The organism is Streptomyces anulatus (genome assembly GCF_014650675.1).
Lineage (GTDB): Bacteria > Actinomycetota > Actinomycetes > Streptomycetales > Streptomycetaceae > Streptomyces > Streptomyces anulatus.
On sequence record NZ_BMVK01000002.1, the window covers coordinates 219,787 to 238,544 of the forward strand.

The window sequence follows — 18,758 nt, forward strand, 5'->3', positions numbered from 1 at the left end:
TCGGGGGGCGGACGGCTGTCAGCCGTTGCCGCCGTCGAGGAAGTTCTGCAGTCCCGGAACGGTGAGCGTGCCGCCGAACTGGCCGGCCTGAACCACCTTCACCTTGGTGAAGAAGGCGAAGGGGACGTTCAGCGGCGGCGGGGTCTCCGGGCTGAAGGTGATCGGGATGAGACCGAAGAGGTTGCCCTTCAGCTCCTCCGTGTACATCGTCACCTCGCCGTTGCGGATCGTCGAGGTGGATCCGGGCCGCGACTTCACATGACCGGTCGTGCCCGCGGGGCCGACGGTCAGCTGGTGCAGGTCCTTGATGTCGATGGAACTGGCGGTGAACTTCAGCACCTTCTTGATGCTGCCGTCCGCCTTCTTCACCTCGACGATGCCGTGGTAGTCCAGGCCGTTGAGGGTGAGCAGCGTCGACTCCAGGGTCCACGGGTCGGACGGGAGCAGCGGGATGCCGGGCTCCAGTTCGGCCGCGGCGAGTGCGTCCGGGTCGGCCTCGGGGCACGGGAAGCGGGGCTTGGCGCCGTCGGGGATGTCCTCGTCCTTCTTGGGGTCGAGTCCCTTGGCGTCCTCGTCGAGTTCCTCGACGTCCTTGCCCGCCTTCTCGGCCGCCTCGCGGATGGCGTCGGCCGTCCTGTCGGACGTCTCCTTCGCCTTGTCCGCCGCGTCCTTGGCCGGGTCCTTCGCCTCGTCGGACGGCTTCGGGGCCTCGGTCGTGGGGCTCGGGGACGGGCTCGCCGGCTCCTCGGTGGCCTCGTCGTCGGGCCCGTCGAAGAGGTCCTTGAGCGCGTCGCCGACCCCGAGCGGGTCGAGCGGGTTCTTCGACTTCGTGGGCGTCGGGGTCGCGGAGGGCGCCTCGGCGGGCGTCTCCCCGGCGGACCGCGCCGACTTGTCCGCGTCCGTGCCGGGCGCGGGGTCCTTGTCCGGGTCGGAGGCGGAACCGCTCGCCGAGGGCTTCGGGGTCGCGGCGTCGTCCTTGCCGGACGCGTCGTCCTGCTCGTCCTTCGCCGTGGCCGACGGGGACGGGGTGGCCTTCGGCGAATCGGACTCGCTCGGCTCGTCGGACCGGGTGACGCACGGTCCGGGCGCGAACGGGATGTCGGCACGGTCGTCGGCCAGGGCCAGCTTGGGCGTCAGCCCCATGCCGACGAAGACCGCCGTCGGCATCGCCGCGAGCGCCAGCGCCTTCTTGCCGCTGGGCAGGTGGAGTTTGGTCAGCAGCGACTTCCTGGGGGCCGCGTGACGGGGGCCCCTGCGCTCGCGGAGGTCGTCGCCGGGGTAGGCGTTCGTCTGCTGTCCGTCGTCACCCCGCACGGTGCCCCCCGCCGTCGGTGTCGACTGCCAGGTCGTACCCGGAGCCCTGCTGCTGCGGCACGGCCGCGGCGTGGAGCTCATCCTTCGACCGCTCCTCGTCCGGGTGCTCGGCGAGCGGGGTCCCGTCGGCGCTCTCGGGCTTGCCCGGGGCCCAGGAAATGGACAGGGCTCCGCCGACGAGGGCGAGGGCGAATCCGACGACGAAGCCGCCGATGTTGGCGACGGGGATGGAGATCAGCGCGAGCAGGATGGCCGCGACACCGGCGAAGACCCGCACGATGCTGTGGTACCACATCGTCAGGCCGAGCGTGATCAGCAGGACCCCGATGATCAGGGATCCGGCGCCGGCCGTGGTGGACATGGCCAGCGTCATGTTGCCGAGCGTCATGCTCGCGTACGGGAAGTAGGCGATGGGAATCCCACCGACCATGGTGAACAGTCCGGCCCAGAACGGCCGGTGACCCCGCCAGGCGCGGAAGCGTCGCCGAAGGACGCGGATGTAGTGCTCGTTCTGCCCTGTGGACTCGGGGCTCATGGAAAACAGCTCCCTGGAACCGGTACTGCCGTGAGAAGGGGAGGGTGGGCGGCCGGAAAGCCCTGAGGGGACTTTCCGGCCACCCGAGCCGGAGGCTAGAAGCACTCCTTGACGCCCGTGTGCAGCTTCAGCTTCAGGTCGCTGAGCTTGAAGGTACCGGCGGTGGTCGCCCACGCCGTCTGCTTCACCTTGGTCAGAACGGCACGGTCGGCACGCTGCGCGAAGCCGGCCTCGTTCGCCTTGGTGCCGGGCTGGATGCCTATCCCGTTCGGCCTGTCCTTCTTCTTCAGCGAACCGGCCGCGACACCGATGTCGATGTTCTCGAAGTCGGCGTCGGCGTCCAGCTGTGCGACGTCCAGGTAGAGGTTGGTGGCCTCGACCGGCCGGTCCGGGTCGGTACCGGCCCTCAGCTCAAGACTGACGCTCTTGCCGATGAAGGGGACCTTCGGCGTGACCACCGACTGGCACATGTTGGTGATCGTGGCACTGCTGAAGCCCGACACCGCGACCGGGTGCGCGGCTTCCTTGCCTTCGAGGTCCTTACCGACCGCGACACTGCCGTACTGGACGAAGTCGTGACCGTCCAGCTTGTCGGTGCTGACCTTGAAGCTCTGCCCCGACACACTGAACGACGCGGCGAGCGCGCCCTGTGCGAGGCCGACGCCCACCGCCGCCGTGGCGACGACGCTCGGCACCATGACCAGAGCGAACCGCTTCCATCTCGTCCCACCGCGAACCTGGGAACTCATACTTGCTCCTTCTTCTCGGACGTACATCTCCGGCCGGGCATCGTGCCCGTCCTGGGATGGGAGAAGTGCTACGTCCTCGGGAAGGAGAGCGCCCGTATCGGAGACGTGTCCCGCATCCGATCCACCGGCGTTCACCCCCGAGCGACAACCACTGGCCGCGCTTTCCGCACAGCCGGTCGGACAGGCCCCACCCGTGGGCGGGAACCCCCCTGTCCGCGGTCGGCGCCTCTGCCGCCGACCACTCGGTGGGGACCCAACAGCCCCTCAGGCACCGGCTGGAGACCGGGCTGAAGGTATTGGACCGAGCGTGGCCGATCGTGGTGCATTCACGGCCGCGACACAAGGGGGATCGTTACTGGCTAGTAACGGCCCGATAACCACAGGGCGACAGGGCGGCATCACACGGCGACGCAGGGTGGCACGAAAGGGACATCGGAATGGCGGGAAACTTCATGGAAACAGGACAGAATCACCGACCCGCCTTACTGCGAGTAACAGCTTGCATCTTTGTCAAGATTTGGTAAAGCGAAGGCTTCTCGCGGTCTTCTTTGGCGTCGGAACGGCAAAACGGCCGCGCTGCCCGGGGGGCAGCGCGGCCGACTTGTCACATCGGAACAATCGAGCTCGTCCGGAGCGGACGGCGGACCGTGTCAGAACAGGACGCGGGCCAGCGAGGTGCGCGCGGCGGTGACCCTGGGGTCCTCCGGACCGATCACCTCGAACAGCTCCAGCAGTCGCAGCCGGGCGGCGTCGCGGTCGTCGCCCGCGGTGCGGCGGACCGCTTCGACGAGCCGGCCGAAGGCGTCCTCGACATGTCCGCCGACCAGGTCGAGATCGGCGGCGGCGAGCTGGGCGTTCACATCGCCCGGGTTGTCCGCGGCCTCCTTGCGGACCGCCTGCGGGTCCATGCTCTGGACGCGGCCGAGCAACTCCGCCTGGGCCAGGCCGAGCTTGGCCTCCGGGTTGCCCGGGTCGTCCGCGAGGACGTTCTTGTACGCCTGGACCGCTCCGCCGAAGTCATTGGCGTCGAGAGCGGACGCGGCGGCCTCCAGCACGGCGTCGTACGGGCCGGCGGGAGCCTCGGCCGGGACGGCGTCCGCCGGGGCGGCGTCCGGGTCGACGGCGATCCCGGTCAGCCCGAAGCGCTCCTCGCCGACCTGGATCAGCTGGTCCAGCGTCTCGCGGATCTGAGCCTCGGGGGCCGCGCCCTGGAAGAGCGGGAGGGCCTGCCCGGCGACGACGGCGAAGACGGCCGGAATGCCCTGGATGCCGAACTGCTGCATCAGCATCTGGTTCGCGTCGACATCGACCTTGGCCAGCAGGAAGCGGCCGTTGTACTCGACGGCCAGGCGCTCCAGCAGAGGGCCCAGCTGCTTGCACGGCTCGCACCACTCGGCCCAGAAGTCGATGACGACGGGGACCTCGGCGGAGCGCTGGAGGACGTCGCGCTCGAAGCCGGCTTCATCGACGTCGATCACCAGGGCGGCGGGCGCGACGGCGCCGGCGCCCCCGGTACGGGAGGCCTCCGCGCGGGCCTGCTCCGCCCTGGCCTTGGCCTCGCCGGCCGCCTTGACGGCGGCGAGGTCGACAACGCCGCTCATGGACATGTTCCTAGGCTGCATACGTACATCCTCCCCCCTGAGCACACCGTTCCGGAAAGCGAGTGCGAGAACCGGACCGGCCCGGGCGCCCCCACCGGTGTGCGGGGGCGGACGGGCCGAGGCGGTCCCGGCTCCCCGGAGGCCCCGAAAGGCCCGGTGGAACCGGTCGGGCCCCTGAAAGACCCTGGCTGGAACTGACCGGGCCCGAAGGCCCGGGTGGACCTTCCGGATCCCCATCCGGCCGGTCCGTGCGGCCCCGGGTCCCCACCCGGCGCCTGGGATCTCCGTGGAGACCCCGGTGGCTGTCGCTCGTTCGTTCCGTGGCGCTCGGGGGCGATCCGGCCGCCTTCCTTACGCTACGACCCGTAGCGTAACTGCGGATCACCCCGCCCGGACAGATGATCCCGGTGATCTGTCTCACGGGCACCGGAGCACAACCGTTTCCCCTACCGGCCGGTATGGTCGCCGCATCATGAACGACAGCGACCCCAAAGCCACCCGAACAGGACGTCCGCGGAGCACCGCGGCCGATGCCGCGATCCTCGAAGCGACGCGGGCGTCCCTGGTCGATCTCGGCTGGTCGAAGCTGACGATGGGGGATGTGGCGACCCGGGCCGGTGTCGCCAAGACGACCCTCTACCGGCGCTGGGCGGGCAAGAACGAGCTGGTCGTGGACGCGGTCGCCGTCCTCTTCGACGAGCTGGAGCTGCCCGACCGGGGCAGTCTGGCCGCCGATGTGCAGGGCGTCGTGCTCCAGTTCGCCGCCCTGCTGGAGCGGCCGGAGGCCCGTACGGCGCTGATGGCGGTGGTCGCCGAGTCCACCCGCGACGACTCGCTGCGCCTCCGGATCCGCTCGGCCATCGTGGACCGGCAGAAGCGGCTGGTGCTCCTGGGCCGGCAACGCGCCCAGGCCCGCGGCGAGCTGCGGTACGAGGACGACGCCTCGACGGCTGCCCGCAACGCGGACCTGATCTTCGACGTGATCGCCGGAGCCGTGGTGCACCGCACCCTGGTGAGCGCGGAGCCGGTGGACTCCGAGTGGGCGAGCGGTTTCACCTCGCTGCTGCTGCTGGGGCTGGCGGGCGCGCAGGCCGGATAGCGGGGCGGCGGGACGACCGGGCCCTGGCCCGGTTGCCCACGGCGCCCCGGTGACCCGGCGGGAAAGTCACCGGGTCACCGGGGGATGACGGGAACTCAGAAGCCCGGCGGCTCCGTGTAGGTGCCCCACTCCTCGCGCAGCACCCCGCAGATCTCGCCGAGCGTGGCCTCGGCCCGCACGGCGTCCAGCATCGGCGCGATCATGTTCGAGCCGTCGCGGGCGGAGGCGAGCATCGCGTCGAGGGCGGCGGTCACCTTGGCGTCGTCGCGGGCGGCCTTGCGGTCCGCGAGCTGGCTGACCTGGTCGCGCTCGACCTCGTGGCTGACCCGGAGGATCTCCAGGTCGCCGGTGACCGAGCCGTGGTGGACGTTGACGCCGACGACCCGCTTGTCGCCCTTCTCCAGGGCTCGCTGGTACTGGAACGCGGACTCGGCGATCTCGCCGGTGAACCAGCCGTCCTCGATGCCGCGCAGGATGCCGGAGGTCATCGGCCCGATGGGGTGCTGCCCGTCGGGGTGGGCCCGGGTGCCGCGCTCCTTGATCTGGTCGAAGATCTTCTCGGCCTCGGCCTCGATCCGGTCGGTGAGCTGCTCGACGTACCAGGAACCGCCCAGCGGGTCGGCCACGTTGGCGACGCCGGTCTCCTCCATCAGCACCTGCTGGGTGCGCAGGGCGATCTCGGCGGCCTGCTCGGAGGGGAGCGCGAGGGTCTCGTCGAGGGCGTTGGTGTGCAGCGAGTTGGTGCCGCCGAGCACGGCGGAGAGCGCCTCGACGGCGGTGCGCACCACGTTGTTGTACGGCTGCTGCGCGGTGAGCGAGACACCGGCGGTCTGGGTGTGGAAGCGCAGCCACTGCGCCTTGTCGGTCTGCGCGCCGTACGTCTCCTTCATCCAGCGGGCCCAGATGCGGCGGGCGGCGCGGAACTTGGCGATCTCCTCGAAGAAGTCCAGGTGCGCGTCGAAGAAGAAGGAGAGCCCGGGGGCGAAGGTGTCGACGTCCAGGCCGCGCGAGAGGCCCAGTTCCACGTAGCCGAAGCCGTCCGCGAGGGTGTAGGCCAGCTCCTGCGCGGCCGTCGCCCCGGCCTCGCGGATGTGGTAGCCGGAGACGGAGAGCGGCTTGTAGGCGGGGATGTCGCGGGCGCAGTGCTCCATCAGGTCGCCGATGAGGCGCAGGTGGGGCTCGGGCTGGAAGAGCCACTCCTTCTGCGCGATGTACTCCTTGAAGATGTCGGTCTGGAGCGTGCCGTTGAGCACGCCCGGGTCGACGCCCTGGCGCTCGGCGGCGACCAGGTACATGCAGAAGACGGGCACGGCCGGGCCGCTGATCGTCATCGAGGTGGTGACGTCGCCGAGGGGGATGTCCCCGAAGAGGATCTCCATGTCGGCGGCGGAGTCGATGGCGACCCCGCAGTGGCCGACCTCGCCGAGCGCGCGCGGGTCGTCGGAGTCCCGGCCCATCAGCGTCGGCATGTCGAAGGCGACGCTGAGGCCGCCGCCGCCCGCCGCGAGGATCATCTTGTAGCGCTCGTTGGTCTGCTGGGCGTTGCCGAAGCCGGCGAACTGGCGGATCGTCCAGGTGCGGCCCCGGTAGCCGGTGGGGTGCAGCCCGCGGGTGAAGGGGTACTCCCCCGGCCAGCCGATCCGCTCGAATCCCTCGTACGTGTCACCGGGGCGCGGCCCGTACGCGGGCTCGACCGGGTCGCCGGAGAGCGTGGTGAAGTCCGCGTCACGCTTGCGGGCCTTGTCGTAACGGGCCTGCCAGCGGAGGCGGCCTTCCTCGATCGCGTCAGCGTCCATACCTCGAATTTACTAGGACGTCCTAGTAAATGTCGATGGCAAACCGCCCGGCGCTTTTCGCGCGGGGCGGTTCGGGGTGGTCCGGAGCCCTGTGGCTCAGGCCTTGGCGGTCACCGGTGCGGGGTCGGTGACCAGGGCGCGGGCCTCGCGGCTGACCTTGGGTTCGACGAAGAACGAGGCGAAGGGGATGCAGCCCGCGGCCAGCACCCACAGGAGCTTGCCGAAGGGCCACTTCGCCTTGGAGCCGAGATCGAACGCGAAGACGACGTAGACGATGAACAGCACGCCGTGGATCTGCGAGATCAGCATGGTGTCGCCGGTCTCGAAGCCGTACTTCGCGATGATCGCCACGGTGAAGACGAGCAGCCAGATGGCGGTGACGTAGGCCATCACCCGGTAGCGGGTGAGCACGTTCTGTTTCATGGCTACGAGCGTAACGGGACGACCGGGGCGATCTTCGCGCGACCCCGGCCTCACCGGAAGGCCGCGTTCACTTCTCCTCGAAGTCCTGGGCCGCCACCCGGAGCGGACGCAGCATGGCGAAGATCTCGGCGCACTCCTCGGAGTCGTACACCCCGAGCCCGAAGTCGATCGCGACCAGGTCCCGGGTGGCCGCCTCGACGACGTCGCGGCCCTTGTCGGTGATGGACGCCAGCGTTCCGCGGCCGTCGTTGGGGTTCGGCCGCTTCCCCACGAGACCGGACCTGACCAGCCGGTCCACGGTGTTGGTGACCGAGGTGGGATGCACCATCAGCCGCTCCCCGATCTTGGACATCGGCAGCTCACCGGCCTTGGAGAAGGCGAGCAGCACCAGCGCCTCGTACCGGGCGAAGGTCAGCCCGTACGGCTTGACGACGGCGTCGACCTCGGCGAGCAGGATCTGCTGGGCCCGCATGATCGACGTGATCGCCCCCATCGAGGGCACGGGTCCCCAGCGCTGCTGCCAGAGCTCGTCGGCGCGGGCGATGGGATCGAAGGGAAGACTGAGCGGCTTCGGCACGGCATCGACCTTACCGACTGGTCATATGCCGGTCAGCCCTGTCTCGTCCTTCGGTATCGGACATCCGTCCGGGGGCTGTCCTGCGGACCTCGGCGACGAGCAGGAGCGTGCTGACGGTACCGATGATTCCGGATCCGGCGACCACCTGGTGCACGGGGAAGAACTCGGCCGCGAGCCCCGCCAGCCCCATCCCTAGGCCCTGGACGGTCATCAGCCCGGCGGTGAGCAGCGTCATGGCCCGGCCGCGCAGCTCCGGGGGCACGGCGTCGACGAACCACTGGTCGAGCCCGATCACGTACGCGGCGCCGGCGCCGGCCAGGGCGAGGGCCGCCAGGGCGAGCGGCAGCCCGGGGCGGACCACGTACACGAGGAGCGGGAGCAGGCCGGCGGCGGCGACCGGCAGGACGATCCGGGAGCGGTTACGGGGGCTGAGCGCGGAGCCCACGAACAGCTCGGCCCCGATGTGCCCGACGGCCATCGCGCAGAGCAGCAGCCCGAGCGCGGCGGGCGAGGCCCCGATCGCGTCGGCGTACGGGGCGGCGAGCGCCTCCGGGGCCACCACGAACATCGCGGGCAGCCAGAACAGCAGCATCAGCGCCCGGATGCGGCGGTCTCCCAGCACCAGACGGGCCCCGGAGAGCGACTCCTTCAGCAGCGTCCCGCCGCCGTCGCCGGTGACCGAGCGGGCGGGGCGGTCGCGGGTGCCGAAGCGGAGCAGGGCGGCCGAGCACAGGAAGGTCACCACGGTGACGGTGATCGCGCCGCGCGGGGACAGCACGGTGAGCAGCACTCCTCCCGCGCCGAACCCGATGAGCATCGCGCTCTGCGAGACGATCCGCAGCAAGGAGCGGCCCAGCACGTAGAGGTCGCCCTCGCCGAGGATGTCGGTGAGCGCCGCCATCCGGGTCCCGGTGAAGACGGGCGCGATGGCGGCGACCAGGCAGCGCAGGGCGAGCAGCCCGGCGACCGGGGTGGCGGGCACCAGCATCACGGCGACGCAGGCGGCGCAGAGCAGATCGCAGACGACCAGGACGCGGCGGGCCGGGTAGCGGTCGGCGACCCCCGCGAACAGGGTGCCGCCGATCATGTACGGAAGCAGCCCCAGCGCGAAGGTCAGCGCGCTGAGCAGCGGGGAGCCGGTGAGGTCGTAGACGAGCACGGTGAGCGCCAGTTCACTGACCACGACGCCGAGCAGCGAGAGCAGATGCGCGGCGAAGACGGCCCGGAACTCGGTGACGGCGAAGACGGCCCGGTAGCCGCGCGGGGCGGCGGGCGCCGGGGCACCGGGGGCGGGGGCGGCGGGCTCCCGGAGCGTGGGCCCGGGGCCCGGGTCAGGGTGGGCGGCACGCTCCGGGGGCGGAGCCGGGACCGGTGTCGCCGGGGCGGGCGGTGTACGGGGTGTGTCCGCCGGGGCGGGGCTTTCGGTCGGCATGGGACGAGCCTGGGGCCGGGGCGCGGCCGGCCCTAGACTTTCGGCTGGAGCCGAATGTTCGCGGCCGCGAGCGAGGGGGAGACATGCCGTTCCAGCTGCACTTCGGCGAGAGCGATCTGCTGCGCTGCCGGTTCGCGCTGTCACCGCTGTTCGAGACCCAGGAGGCGGTGCGCACCCTGTCGCGCCCCTACCGCCACGGCTACCACCTGCCCTGGCTCCGCCGGATCCGGGAGGCGGCCGTGACGCTGGACCTGGAGCCGTTGTGGCTGCTGATGCCGGACAGCGGCCACAACCCGGACTTCATCTGCCCTCCGCCGATAGGACCGCTGGCCACCTTCGAGGAGGAGATCGCGGCGGTGCGGGCCGTCGATCCGGAGGTGGCGCGGGCCGACATGGCGCTGGCGCTGGGCGACCGGCCGGGCGGTCCCGAATCGGCGACCGGGCGGCGGCTGCTGGCCGATCCGGCGCGGGCCGTGCACGAGCTCGCCGATCTGCTGGAGCGGGCCTGGCAGACGCTGATCGAGCCGTACTGGCCCCGGCTGCGGGCGCTGCTGGAGGCGGACATCGCCTACCACTCGAGGCGGCTCGCGGACAGCGGGCTCGAACAGGTGCTGGGCGAGGTGAGTCCTCGGCTGAGCTGGAACGGCTCGACGCTCACCGTGACCGGGACCCGGGGCGATCACCAGCGGGTGCTGGGCGGGCAGGGCCTGGTGCTGATGCCGAGCGTATTCGTCTGGCCGGAGGTGGTGGGCGGCCACGAGGAGCCCTGGCAGCCGGGGCTGATCTACCCGGCGCGCGGTATCGGCGGGCTGTGGAGCGAGTCCGGCGACCGGACCCCGGGGACCCTCGCCCGGCTGCTCGGCCGGGTCCGGGCCGATGTGCTGTGCGCGCTGGACGAACCGGCCGGGACGAGCGCCCTGGCACACCGGCTGGGCCTCGCCCCCTCGTCCGTGTCGGCCCATCTGTCCGTGCTGCGCGGGGCGGGGCTGCTGGCCTCGCGGCGCTACGGACACCAGGTGCTGTACGAGCGCACGCCGCTGGGGATCGCGCTGGCCGCCTCGGAGTGACGCGCGCCTGGCCCAGGCCCTAGCGGCATAAGGGTCACGGACGGTGTCGCGCCGCCACTCTCGGTGACCGTCATGTCACGATTGCTCACGTTTCCCTGTGCTCCGTATCCGTGAGTCACCGCCGTCCGAGGGGTCTGGATGTCCGGCCGCAGAATCGTCCCCCGCGCTCTCCCCCGTACCGTCCCCGTCCTGGCCGCCCTCACCCTGGCGACCGTCCTCACCACGGGCTGCTCGACACCGGAACCGCACGTCACCCGGACCGCCGAGGCGGCGGACGACCTCGTCCGGGGCGAACCCGCCCCGAGCGCGGCATCCCCGTACTGGGTCGACCCGAACAGCGACGCCGCCCGCCAGGTGCGCACCTGGGAGAAGCAGGGGCGCGAGACGGAGGCGAAGATCCTGCGGCGGATCTCCGGGCGGCCGGTGGCCGACTGGCCCGCGTGGGACGACCCGGCCCCGGGGATCCGGGCCGCGGCGAGGTCCGCCGCCCGCACGAAGAAGACCATCCTGCTGGTGGCGTACAACATCCCGCACCGCGACTGCGGGCTCTACTCCGCGGGCGGCGCGAAGGACGCGGACTCCTACCGTTCCTGGATCGGGGAGTTCGCCGACGCCATCGGGGACGCGCCCGCGACCGTGATCCTGGAGCCGGACGCCCTCCCCCACATCACGGACGGCTGCACCCCGCCCGAGCACCACGCCGAGCGCTACCAGCTCCTCTCCGAGGCGGTGGACACGCTCAAGGCCCTGCCGAAGACCCAGGTCTACCTGGACGCGGGCAACCCGGACTGGATCGACGAGCCGTCCAAGATGGCGCAGCCGCTGCGACAGGCCGGCATCGACCGGGCCGACGGCTTCTCGCTGAACGTGTCCAACTTCCAGTCGAACGAGAGCGTGAAGGCGTACGCCGGCCGGCTCTCCGACGCCGTGGGCGGCTCGCACTTCGTGATCGACACCAGCCGCAACGGCAACGGCCCCCTGTCCGGGGGCCGTGAGGAGGCCTGGTGCAATCCGCCGGGCCGGGGGCTCGGCACTCCGCCGACCACCGACACCGGCGACGACCGGCTCGACGCGTATCTGTGGATCAAGCGGCCGGGCGACTCCGACGGCACCTGCCGGGGCGGCCCGCCGGCCGGCGACTGGTGGCCGGAGTACGCGCTCGGCCTGGCGAGGCGCGCCGCTTCCTGAAGCGGTCCCGGGGCGCTTTCGGGGTCAGGCGACCTTGACCCACTTCGCCTCGGAGGGGATGCCGTCGGCGTCCGTGACGAAGAGCATGTACCAGCCGGGCGGCACCAGCGTGGGGTCGTCCGGCACGGTCACGCTCAGCTTGCCGTCCCCCTTCTTCAGGCCCAGTTCGATGGAGCGCTGCTCCACGTCGGTGGTGTGGGTGACGGCGCTCGGCCGCATCAGCCGGGCGGTGGCGATCCGGTCCGCGTCGGCGCTCTCGTACGTGACCGTCGTGCCGCGCTCGGCGGCCTCGGGGCCGTTCCCGATCACCGGGCGCTCGTCCTTGCCGCGGTGCAGGGCGGGCGGGGTGTAGACCTCCATCCGCTGCTCGAACTTGCCGAGCTTGGTGTTGTCCTTGTCGCCGTAGAGCGAGTCGGAGCCGAAGGTCGCCACCCGCCCGTCGGGCAGCAGCAGCGCCTCGGAGTGGTAGTTGCGCCCCACCGTCGGCTCGGCCGCCTCCTTGAACGTGTTGGTCTTCGGGTCGTAGGACTGCGCCTTCAGGATGTTGCTGGCCCCGCGGCCCCGGTAGTCCTCGGATCCGCCGCTGGTGAAGACGGTGTCGTCGGGCATGATCACGCTGTTCAGATAGCGGGTGCCCTGCGGCAGGTCGGGGCCGGGCTCGAAGGCCGGGCTGTCCTGCTTGAGGTCGATGACCGCCGTGCGGGCGGTGGACTTCTTGGACTCGCCGACCCCGCCGCCGCCGAGCACCATCACCTTCTGGTCCTGCACGGGCGGCAGCAGCAGCGAGGCCGCCGTCTCCAGCTCGTCGGTGTCGGTCAGTCCGGGCACCTTGGTGAAGGTGTTCTTCTTGATGTCCCAGATCCCGGGCTCGCGCCCCTTGTCCGCCGGGCCGTAACCGGCGTTGGCGCCGGGGTAGAAGAGCTTGCCGCCCTTGGTCAGGAAGAGCGCCGGGTAGGTCGGGAAGTAGTGGAAGGGGCCCTTGGTCCACTTCTTCGTCTTCGGGTCGTAGATCTCGTTGTCTCCCGGGAGGATCGCGCCGACGTCGTCGAGGCCGGAGACGGCGAGCACCCTGCCGTCCTCCAGACCGACGAGCGTCGGATACCAGCGGGCCTCCTTCATCGGGTCGACCTTGATGTACTTCTCCGCCGTCGGGTCGAACTCGTAGGCGGCGCGGATCCCCTGGAAGTCCTGCTTGTCCATGGTGATCTTCTCGGCGAGGCCGTAGGAGTTGTCGGCTTCCTTGCCCTTCAGCCCGACGATCTCGTACTGGGCGGCGTCCGTCGCCACCGCCTCGGGGCCGTCGTCCGCCGCCTCGACGAAGACCCGCTGCTCGGCGGCGGTCACCTTGGTCTTCCACGGCTTCATCTGGCCGCTCTTGAAGTAGTCGACCTCGAACTCGCGCTTGGCCTTGGGGACGGTGACGTCGAACTTGGCCACGTACTCGACTCCGGAGGGCGAGCGGAAGACCGTGCCCTTCTTGAGCTTCAGCGGTTTGTCGGGGTTCTCGTTCTTGACCCGCATACCGCCGCCGGCCCGCTTCACCTTGTCGTCGAGCACCTCGTAGCGGGCGGTGCCGCCCGCGATCAGGAGGCGGCCGTCGGGGAGCTGGGCGTGGCCGCCGCAGAAGAAGTCCTCGGGGGTGGGGATCTTCTGGAAGGTGTTCTCGGCCGGGTCCCACAGGACCGTGTCGAAGGTGCCCGCGTCGAAGTTCTTCTCGTCGTTGCCGGAGCCCGCGACGATCAGCACCTTCCCGGTGTGCAGGAGCGCCGCGTGGATCGCGTTGGTCCGGTACTCCTTCGGAATGTTCACGCGCTCCCAGGAGCCGTACTCCGCCTTGTACTCCGGCTGGTCGATCTTGTACGCGTGGTACCTGTCCTCGGCGAAGGACAGGGCCGCTGGAGCGTTCAGCCCGGCGAGCAGCACCACCGCGCCGCCTCCCAGGAGCGTCTTCCTCATCTGCTTCGAGGGCCGGTAGGCCATGGGTCAGTTCCCTCCTGCGGTGGTGGTGGCGGTGGTGCCGGCGCTCGCCGCGGTGGTCGCCGACGGGGTGGGGCCGGTGGCGTAGACCGGCTCGGGCGGCGGGGGCGACGGGACGGGGACGGCGCGCGCGGTCTCGGCGCGCTTGTCCTGCCGGACGGTCCAGGCCCAGACGGCGACCGGGGAGAGGGATATCGCCAGACCCAGCGCCGCCCAGGTCCGCATCGCCACATGGGTGTGGTCCAGGTACACCGACGCGGCGAGCGAGGAGAGCAGGACCGCCGCCCAGGAGAGGTGGATACGAAAGGTGAGCAGCCGGTCCGGGGAGGCCTGGCCGCCCTTGGGCGTGACGACGAACCGGCCGTCGGTGCGCAGCACGGCCGAGCCCAGCGACTTCAGGTAGATCGGGGCGGAGAGCGCGGACATGGCCATGCCGGCGAGGCCACCGGAACCCTCGGGCTCGTGCGGGGAGACGTTGTGCCGGCGGTTCCAGAGGTAGAGCCCGATCTGGAGGGCGGCGGCGTCGCTGTAGAGCATCAGCCAGATGGAGGCGGCGACCTGGGTGCCGGACGCCCCGAACCAGAGGAACAGCACACAGCTGAGGACGCCGAGCAGCCAGTTGACCGCGGTCATCGGGTAGTAGACGAGCATCAGCGTGTAGCTGAGGAGGCGGCCGGGGGGCACCCGGAACAGCGCCTTGCCGTACTGCTTGAACAGCGTCTCGTACGTTCCCCGGGACCAGCGCAGCTGCTGGGTGAAGAAGTCCGTCCAGGAGGCGGGGCCCTCGCCCACGGCCAGCACGTCGGGGGTGTAGACGGAGCGCCAGTAGTGTCCGGTGCGCGGGTTGCGGCGGCGGTGGATCTCGAAGCCGGTGGCCATGTCCTCGGTGATCGAGTCGTACAGGCCGCCGACCTGCCGCAGCGCGGCGATGCGCACGACGTTGTTGGTGCCGACGAACATCGGGGCGCCGTAGCGGTTGCCCGCGCGCTGGATCAGGGCGTGGAAGAGGAACTGCTGCGACTCGGCGGCCTTGGTGACGGCCGAGTCGTAGTTCCCGTAGACCTGCGGTCCGACGACGAAGGCGACGTCCGGGTCGCGGAAGTAGCCCATCATCCGCTCCAGGAAGTTGGGCATGGGCACGTGGTCGGTGTCGACGGAGGCGAAGAAGTCGTAGTCGCCGCCGTGCAGGGCGATCCAGGCGTTGTAGTTGCCGTGCTTCGTCTTCGCCTTGTGGACGCCCTTGTCACGGTTCCACTCGGGGACCCCGCGCCGGGTGAAGTGGTGGACGCCCAGCTCGGCGCAGAGCATCCGGGCCCCGGGGTCGTCGCCCTCGTCGAGCAGCCAGACGTCCAGCGGGCCGGAGTGCTTCAGGCGTACGGCGCCCTTGAGGGTGGCGCGGACCATGGAGAGCGGTTCCTTGCCGGGGACGTACGTGGTCAGGAAGGCGACCTTGGTGCCGGGCTCGGGCGTCACGGGGACCGGGTCCCGCGCGACGAGCGTGGCGTGCGCGATGGAGACCACGTTGACCAGCATGAACAGCTCGATCAGGGCGATCGACACCAGCATCACGGTGTCGGCGACGACCAGCCAGCGCTCCCCGTTCTCCCGCTCGGTCCAGTGCGTGGGCCAGACCAGGTACAGCAGGAGGATCCCGGTGAGCACCGGGGCCAGGGTCATCAGCAGGACGGCTCTTATTCGGTGCTTCTCCGTCGAGAGCAGGCTCTTGTACCGCACCCGGTACCCCGTCGGTTCCGGCTCCGTGAGCGGACCCGCGAGCCGGCTGTAGGTGTCGTAGTCGTAGCCCTCCGACCGCACCGTGCCTCCCACTGTCGAACGGGTTGATATCCCCACAGAAGGGGACGGCTAACGGTGTGTCGACTTGGCAGGTCCGAGTGAGCGGTTTTGGATCCGGAACCGGAAAAGCCCCCGGCCGTGTGGCGGCGGGGGCTTTTCGGGTGAACGCGGTGAACGCGGGACGTCCTGTGCGGACGGTGCGTCAGGAGGTCAGGCGCCCCCGAGGTGCCGCTCCACGGTCTCGACCTTGGAGGTCAGGCCGTCGGTGACACCGGGCCGGATGTCGGCCTTCAGCACCAGGGAGACGCGGCCGGCGCGGGCCTCGACGGCGGCCACGGCACGCTTGACGACGTCCATGACCTCGTCCCACTCCCCCTCGATGGAGGTGAACATGGCGTCGGTGCGGTTGGGGAGACCGGACGCGCGGACGACCCTCACGGCGTCGGCGACGTACTCCCCGACGTCCTCGCCGACACCGAGCGGGGAGACGGAGAACGCGACGATCATGCGCTGACCGTGCCCTCGCGGCGGGCGCGGGCGGCGATGACGCCGTCGGCCTCGTACTGCTTGAGGAGCTTGTCGCCGTAGAGCCCGCCGAAGGGGATCAGGGACAGGACGAAGAAGAGGGCGACGCGCTTGAGCGGCCACTTGGCCTTCATCCACACGTCGAGCAGGAACACGGCGTAGATCACGAAGAGCACGCCGTGGATCATGCCGAGCGGCATCATCAGGAAGTCGATGTCCGAGACGCGGCTGAGGACCGAGCCGAAGAGGATCAGGGCGGGGAAGGACAGCGCCTCGGGAATCGAGATGAGGCGCAGCCGGTGCAGGGCGGAAGCGGTCTTGATGTCCACAGGGGCACCTTCGGTGGGAGGGTCGCGAGGGCTTGTGAACCGAGGCACAAGCCGCCCCCATTGTGGCATCGCGCCGGGGCGCGCCCGGCGGCGGGGGCCGCCCCGTCCGCCGGTGCGCGTATCGCCGCATATCAGGGCCGGTCCGCGTGCGCATCAGGGACGTAACGGTTCCGGAGCCTCTGGCCGGGGCGCGGCGCGGACGGCTACCTTCGTCGCGTGGCGATGTTCCGACTCCAAGGCAGCAAGACGCTCGCCGTCGATCTGACGGGCGATGCCGTCAAGGCGAAGAACGGCTCGATGGTCGCGTACGACGGCCGGATGACCTTCAAGAAGATGTCCGGCGGCGGCGAGGGCCTGCGCGGCATGGTGACCCGCCGGCTGGCCGGTGAGCAGATGACGGTGATGGAGGTGTCCGGGCAGGGCACCTGCTACTTCGCCGACCGGGCGAGCGAGATCAACCTGGTCTCGCTGCACGGCGACACCCTCTATGTGGAGGCGAGCAATCTGCTGGCCACCGACGCCGGGCTGCGCACGGGCACCACGTTCACGGGGCTGCGCGGCGGGGCGAGCGGCAACGGCCTGTTCACCACCACGGTGGAGGGCACCGGGCAGGCGGCGATCCTGTCGGACGGCACGGCGGTCCTGCTGCGGGTGTCCCCGCAGTATCCGCTGATGGTCGACCCCGGGGCGTACATCGCCCACCAGGGCAGGCTGCAGCAGAACTTCCAGGCGGGGGTGAACTTCCGGACGCTGATGGGCGAGGGCTCCGGCGAGGCGTTCCAGATCCGCTTCGAGGGCGACGGCCTGGTCTATGTGCAGCCGAGCGAGCGCAACACCGTCGGGGGCGATGTCTGATGCCGTTCCGGGAGATCAACTCCAAGATGGTCGAGGCCACCCTGGCCCCGGGCCAGAAGCTGTTCAGCCAGCGCGGCGCGATGCTGGCGTACCGGGGCGAGGTGTCCTTCACCCCGAACATCCAGGGCGGCCAGGGCGGCGTCGCGTCGATGATCGGCCGCCGGGTGGCGGGCGAGTCGACGCCGCTGATGACGGTCGAGGGCTCGGGCACGGTGATGTTCGGCCACGGCGGCCACCACATCCAGGTGATCGAGCTGGCGGGCGACACCCTGTACGTGGAGGCCGACCGGCTGCTCGCGTTCGACGGGACGCTCCAGCAGGGCACGATGTTCATGGGCTCGCAGGGCGGGGTGATGGGCATGGTGCGCGGCCAGGTGACCGGCCAGGGCCTGTTCACCACCACCCTCAAGGGGCACGGCGCGGTCGCGGTGATGGCGCACGGCGGGGTCATCGAACTGCCGATCACGCCGGGCCGGGACGTCCATGTGGACCCGCAGGCCTACGTCGCCCACCACGGCGAGGTCCGGAACAAGCTGTCCACGGCGGTCGGCTGGCGGGACATGGTGGGGCGGGGCTCCGGCGAGGCGTTCCAGCTGGAGCTGAGCGGCAGTGGTGCGGTGTACGTCCAGGCGTCGGAGGAGAAGCTGTGAGCACGCCCGTGGTCCTCGACCCGATGACGCTGCCGTCGGACGACAACGTCAACGCGTACACCTTCTGCGTGGAGCTCAAGGGGAGCCGGTGGTTCCTGCAGAAGGGCAAGATGATCGCCTACTACGGGCAGATCCAGTTCGACGGCATCGGGCACGGCCGGTTCGAGCGGCTGGTGCGCTCCAGCTTCCATTCGCCGCTGCACGCGAGCGACTGGGTGGTGGCCGAGGGCAGCGGGAAGATGCTGCTGGCGGACCGCGCGTTCGATGTGAACTCCTTCGACCTGGAGGACGGGAACCTCACCATCCGCTCCGGGAACCTGCTGGCGTACCAGCCGACGATGGCGCTGAAGCAGTCGATCGTGCCGGGGTTCGTGACGTTGATCGGCACGGGGAAGTTCGTGGCCGCGTCGAACGGCCCGGTGGTGTTCATGGAGCCGCCGCTGCGGGTGGATCCGCAGGCGCTGGTGGGCTGGGCCGACTGCCCCTCCCCGTGCCACCACTACGACCACGGCTATATGACGGGCGTGATGGGCGGTATCCGGTCACTCACCGGGATCGGCGGGACGTCGGGCGAGGAGCACCAGTTCGAGTTCGTCGGGGCGGGCACGGTACTGCTCCAGTCGAGCGAGGCACTGATGGCGGAGCAGGCGGCGGGCGTCGTACCGAACGAGCCCGGCGTTCCGGGCGGCGGGGGTCAACACGGATCCGCTCCGCGCATGCCCGGCCAGCTGGGGGACCTCCAGCGTCGCTTCGGGTTGTGAGCGGTAGTCTGCGGAGTGTGACGTCGAACGTCTGCGCCCAGCCGTCGGTGCTTGCCGAGGGGCCTGTCGGTACTCCCGCGGGCCGG

The 18,758-nt window shown here is 70.6% G+C and carries 18 protein-coding genes; 6 read left to right on the top strand and 12 right to left on the bottom strand.

Features of this window, described 5'->3' with window-relative positions; genetic code table 11:
- Window positions 1-18 precede the first annotated feature (18 nt).
- From IE272_RS05665 to IE272_RS05680, 4 genes are all read right to left on the bottom strand, one after another.
- On the bottom strand, window positions 19-1,314 hold the full coding sequence (locus IE272_RS05665; protein WP_190006396.1) for a hypothetical protein: 1,296 nt from the start codon (window positions 1,312-1,314) through the stop codon (window positions 19-21).
- Window positions 1,304-1,849: a DUF6114 domain-containing protein gene (locus IE272_RS05670; protein ID WP_050360360.1), complete on the bottom strand. Its 546-nt coding sequence runs from the start codon at window positions 1,847-1,849 to the stop codon at window positions 1,304-1,306. Before IE272_RS05670 ends, IE272_RS05665 begins: the two co-directional genes overlap by 11 nt.
- A 95-nt stretch (window positions 1,850-1,944) precedes the next feature.
- Window positions 1,945-2,598 (bottom strand): DUF6230 family protein, encoded by a 654-nt coding sequence (locus IE272_RS05675; RefSeq protein WP_056703868.1) that lies wholly within the window; start codon window positions 2,596-2,598, stop codon window positions 1,945-1,947.
- 650 nt (window positions 2,599-3,248) lie between these two features.
- Window positions 3,249-4,199 (bottom strand): tetratricopeptide repeat protein, encoded by a 951-nt coding sequence (locus IE272_RS05680; RefSeq protein WP_229897215.1) that lies wholly within the window; start codon window positions 4,197-4,199, stop codon window positions 3,249-3,251.
- Between the two features lie 472 nt (window positions 4,200-4,671).
- On the opposite strand from IE272_RS05680, the gene IE272_RS05685 reads away from it, so the two are divergent.
- Window positions 4,672-5,298, top strand: coding sequence for a TetR/AcrR family transcriptional regulator (locus tag IE272_RS05685; RefSeq protein ID WP_007448029.1), 627 nt, complete (start codon window positions 4,672-4,674; stop codon window positions 5,296-5,298).
- 95 nt (window positions 5,299-5,393) lie between these two features.
- Here the strand turns inward: IE272_RS05685 and icmA are convergent, their stop codons facing one another.
- From icmA to IE272_RS05705, 4 genes are all read right to left on the bottom strand, one after another.
- The gene (icmA, locus tag IE272_RS05690) at window positions 5,394-7,094 is read right to left on the bottom strand and encodes a coenzyme B12-dependent isobutyryl-CoA mutase large subunit (RefSeq protein WP_050360364.1); all 1,701 of its coding nucleotides are present in this window, start codon (window positions 7,092-7,094) and stop codon (window positions 5,394-5,396) included.
- A gap of 96 nt (window positions 7,095-7,190) precedes the next feature.
- Window positions 7,191-7,517, bottom strand: a complete 327-nt coding sequence (locus IE272_RS05695; RefSeq protein WP_026290710.1) for a DUF3817 domain-containing protein — start codon at window positions 7,515-7,517, stop codon at window positions 7,191-7,193.
- 67 nt (window positions 7,518-7,584) lie between these two features.
- Window positions 7,585-8,094: a MarR family winged helix-turn-helix transcriptional regulator gene (locus tag IE272_RS05700; RefSeq protein ID WP_007448021.1), complete on the bottom strand. Its 510-nt coding sequence runs from the start codon at window positions 8,092-8,094 to the stop codon at window positions 7,585-7,587.
- 10 nt (window positions 8,095-8,104) lie between these two features.
- Window positions 8,105-9,526 (bottom strand): MFS transporter, encoded by a 1,422-nt coding sequence (locus IE272_RS05705; protein ID WP_190006397.1) that lies wholly within the window; start codon window positions 9,524-9,526, stop codon window positions 8,105-8,107.
- 83 nt (window positions 9,527-9,609) lie between these two features.
- On the opposite strand from IE272_RS05705, the gene IE272_RS05710 reads away from it, so the two are divergent.
- Window positions 9,610-10,593 carry an ArsR/SmtB family transcription factor gene (locus IE272_RS05710; protein WP_056700521.1) on the top strand — a complete coding sequence of 328 codons (984 nt, stop codon included), beginning with the start codon at window positions 9,610-9,612 and terminating at the stop codon, window positions 10,591-10,593.
- Between the two features lie 138 nt (window positions 10,594-10,731).
- Entirely contained in the window at window positions 10,732-11,781 is a 1,050-nt protein-coding gene (locus tag IE272_RS05715; protein ID WP_050360367.1) for a glycoside hydrolase family 6 protein, read from the top strand.
- A gap of 24 nt (window positions 11,782-11,805) precedes the next feature.
- On the opposite strand, the gene glxA is transcribed toward IE272_RS05715, so the two are convergent.
- From glxA to IE272_RS05735, 4 genes are all read right to left on the bottom strand, one after another.
- Entirely contained in the window at window positions 11,806-13,761 is a 1,956-nt protein-coding gene (gene glxA, locus IE272_RS05720; protein ID WP_057665821.1) for a radical copper oxidase GlxA, read from the bottom strand.
- Window positions 13,762-13,764: 3 nt separating this feature from the next.
- Complete coding sequence (locus IE272_RS05725; protein ID WP_179890799.1) at window positions 13,765-15,573, bottom strand: glycosyltransferase family 2 protein; 1,809 nt, start codon at window positions 15,571-15,573, stop codon at window positions 13,765-13,767.
- A 189-nt stretch (window positions 15,574-15,762) separates the two neighbouring features.
- A complete protein-coding gene (locus IE272_RS05730) occupies window positions 15,763-16,059 on the bottom strand; it encodes an MTH1187 family thiamine-binding protein (RefSeq protein ID WP_056700528.1) in 297 nt (98 codons plus the stop codon).
- Complete coding sequence (locus IE272_RS05735) at window positions 16,056-16,406, bottom strand: DUF3817 domain-containing protein (protein ID WP_007448011.1); 351 nt, start codon at window positions 16,404-16,406, stop codon at window positions 16,056-16,058. The genes IE272_RS05730 and IE272_RS05735 overlap by 4 nt, the downstream gene beginning before the upstream one ends.
- Before the next feature lie 222 nt (window positions 16,407-16,628).
- On the opposite strand from IE272_RS05735, the gene IE272_RS05740 reads away from it, so the two are divergent.
- Genes IE272_RS05740 through IE272_RS05750 form a run of 3 tightly spaced genes read left to right on the top strand, consistent with a single transcriptional unit; the run spans window position 16,629 to window position 18,672 of the window.
- Window positions 16,629-17,261: an AIM24 family protein gene (locus IE272_RS05740; protein ID WP_190006554.1), complete on the top strand. Its 633-nt coding sequence runs from the start codon at window positions 16,629-16,631 to the stop codon at window positions 17,259-17,261.
- On the top strand, window positions 17,261-17,911 hold the full coding sequence (locus tag IE272_RS05745; protein WP_050360372.1) for an AIM24 family protein: 651 nt from the start codon (window positions 17,261-17,263) through the stop codon (window positions 17,909-17,911). Before IE272_RS05740 ends, IE272_RS05745 begins: the two co-directional genes overlap by 1 nt.
- On the top strand, window positions 17,908-18,672 hold the full coding sequence (locus tag IE272_RS05750) for an AIM24 family protein (RefSeq protein ID WP_190006398.1): 765 nt from the start codon (window positions 17,908-17,910) through the stop codon (window positions 18,670-18,672). The genes IE272_RS05745 and IE272_RS05750 overlap by 4 nt, the downstream gene beginning before the upstream one ends.
- Window positions 18,673-18,758: the final 86 nt, after the last annotated feature.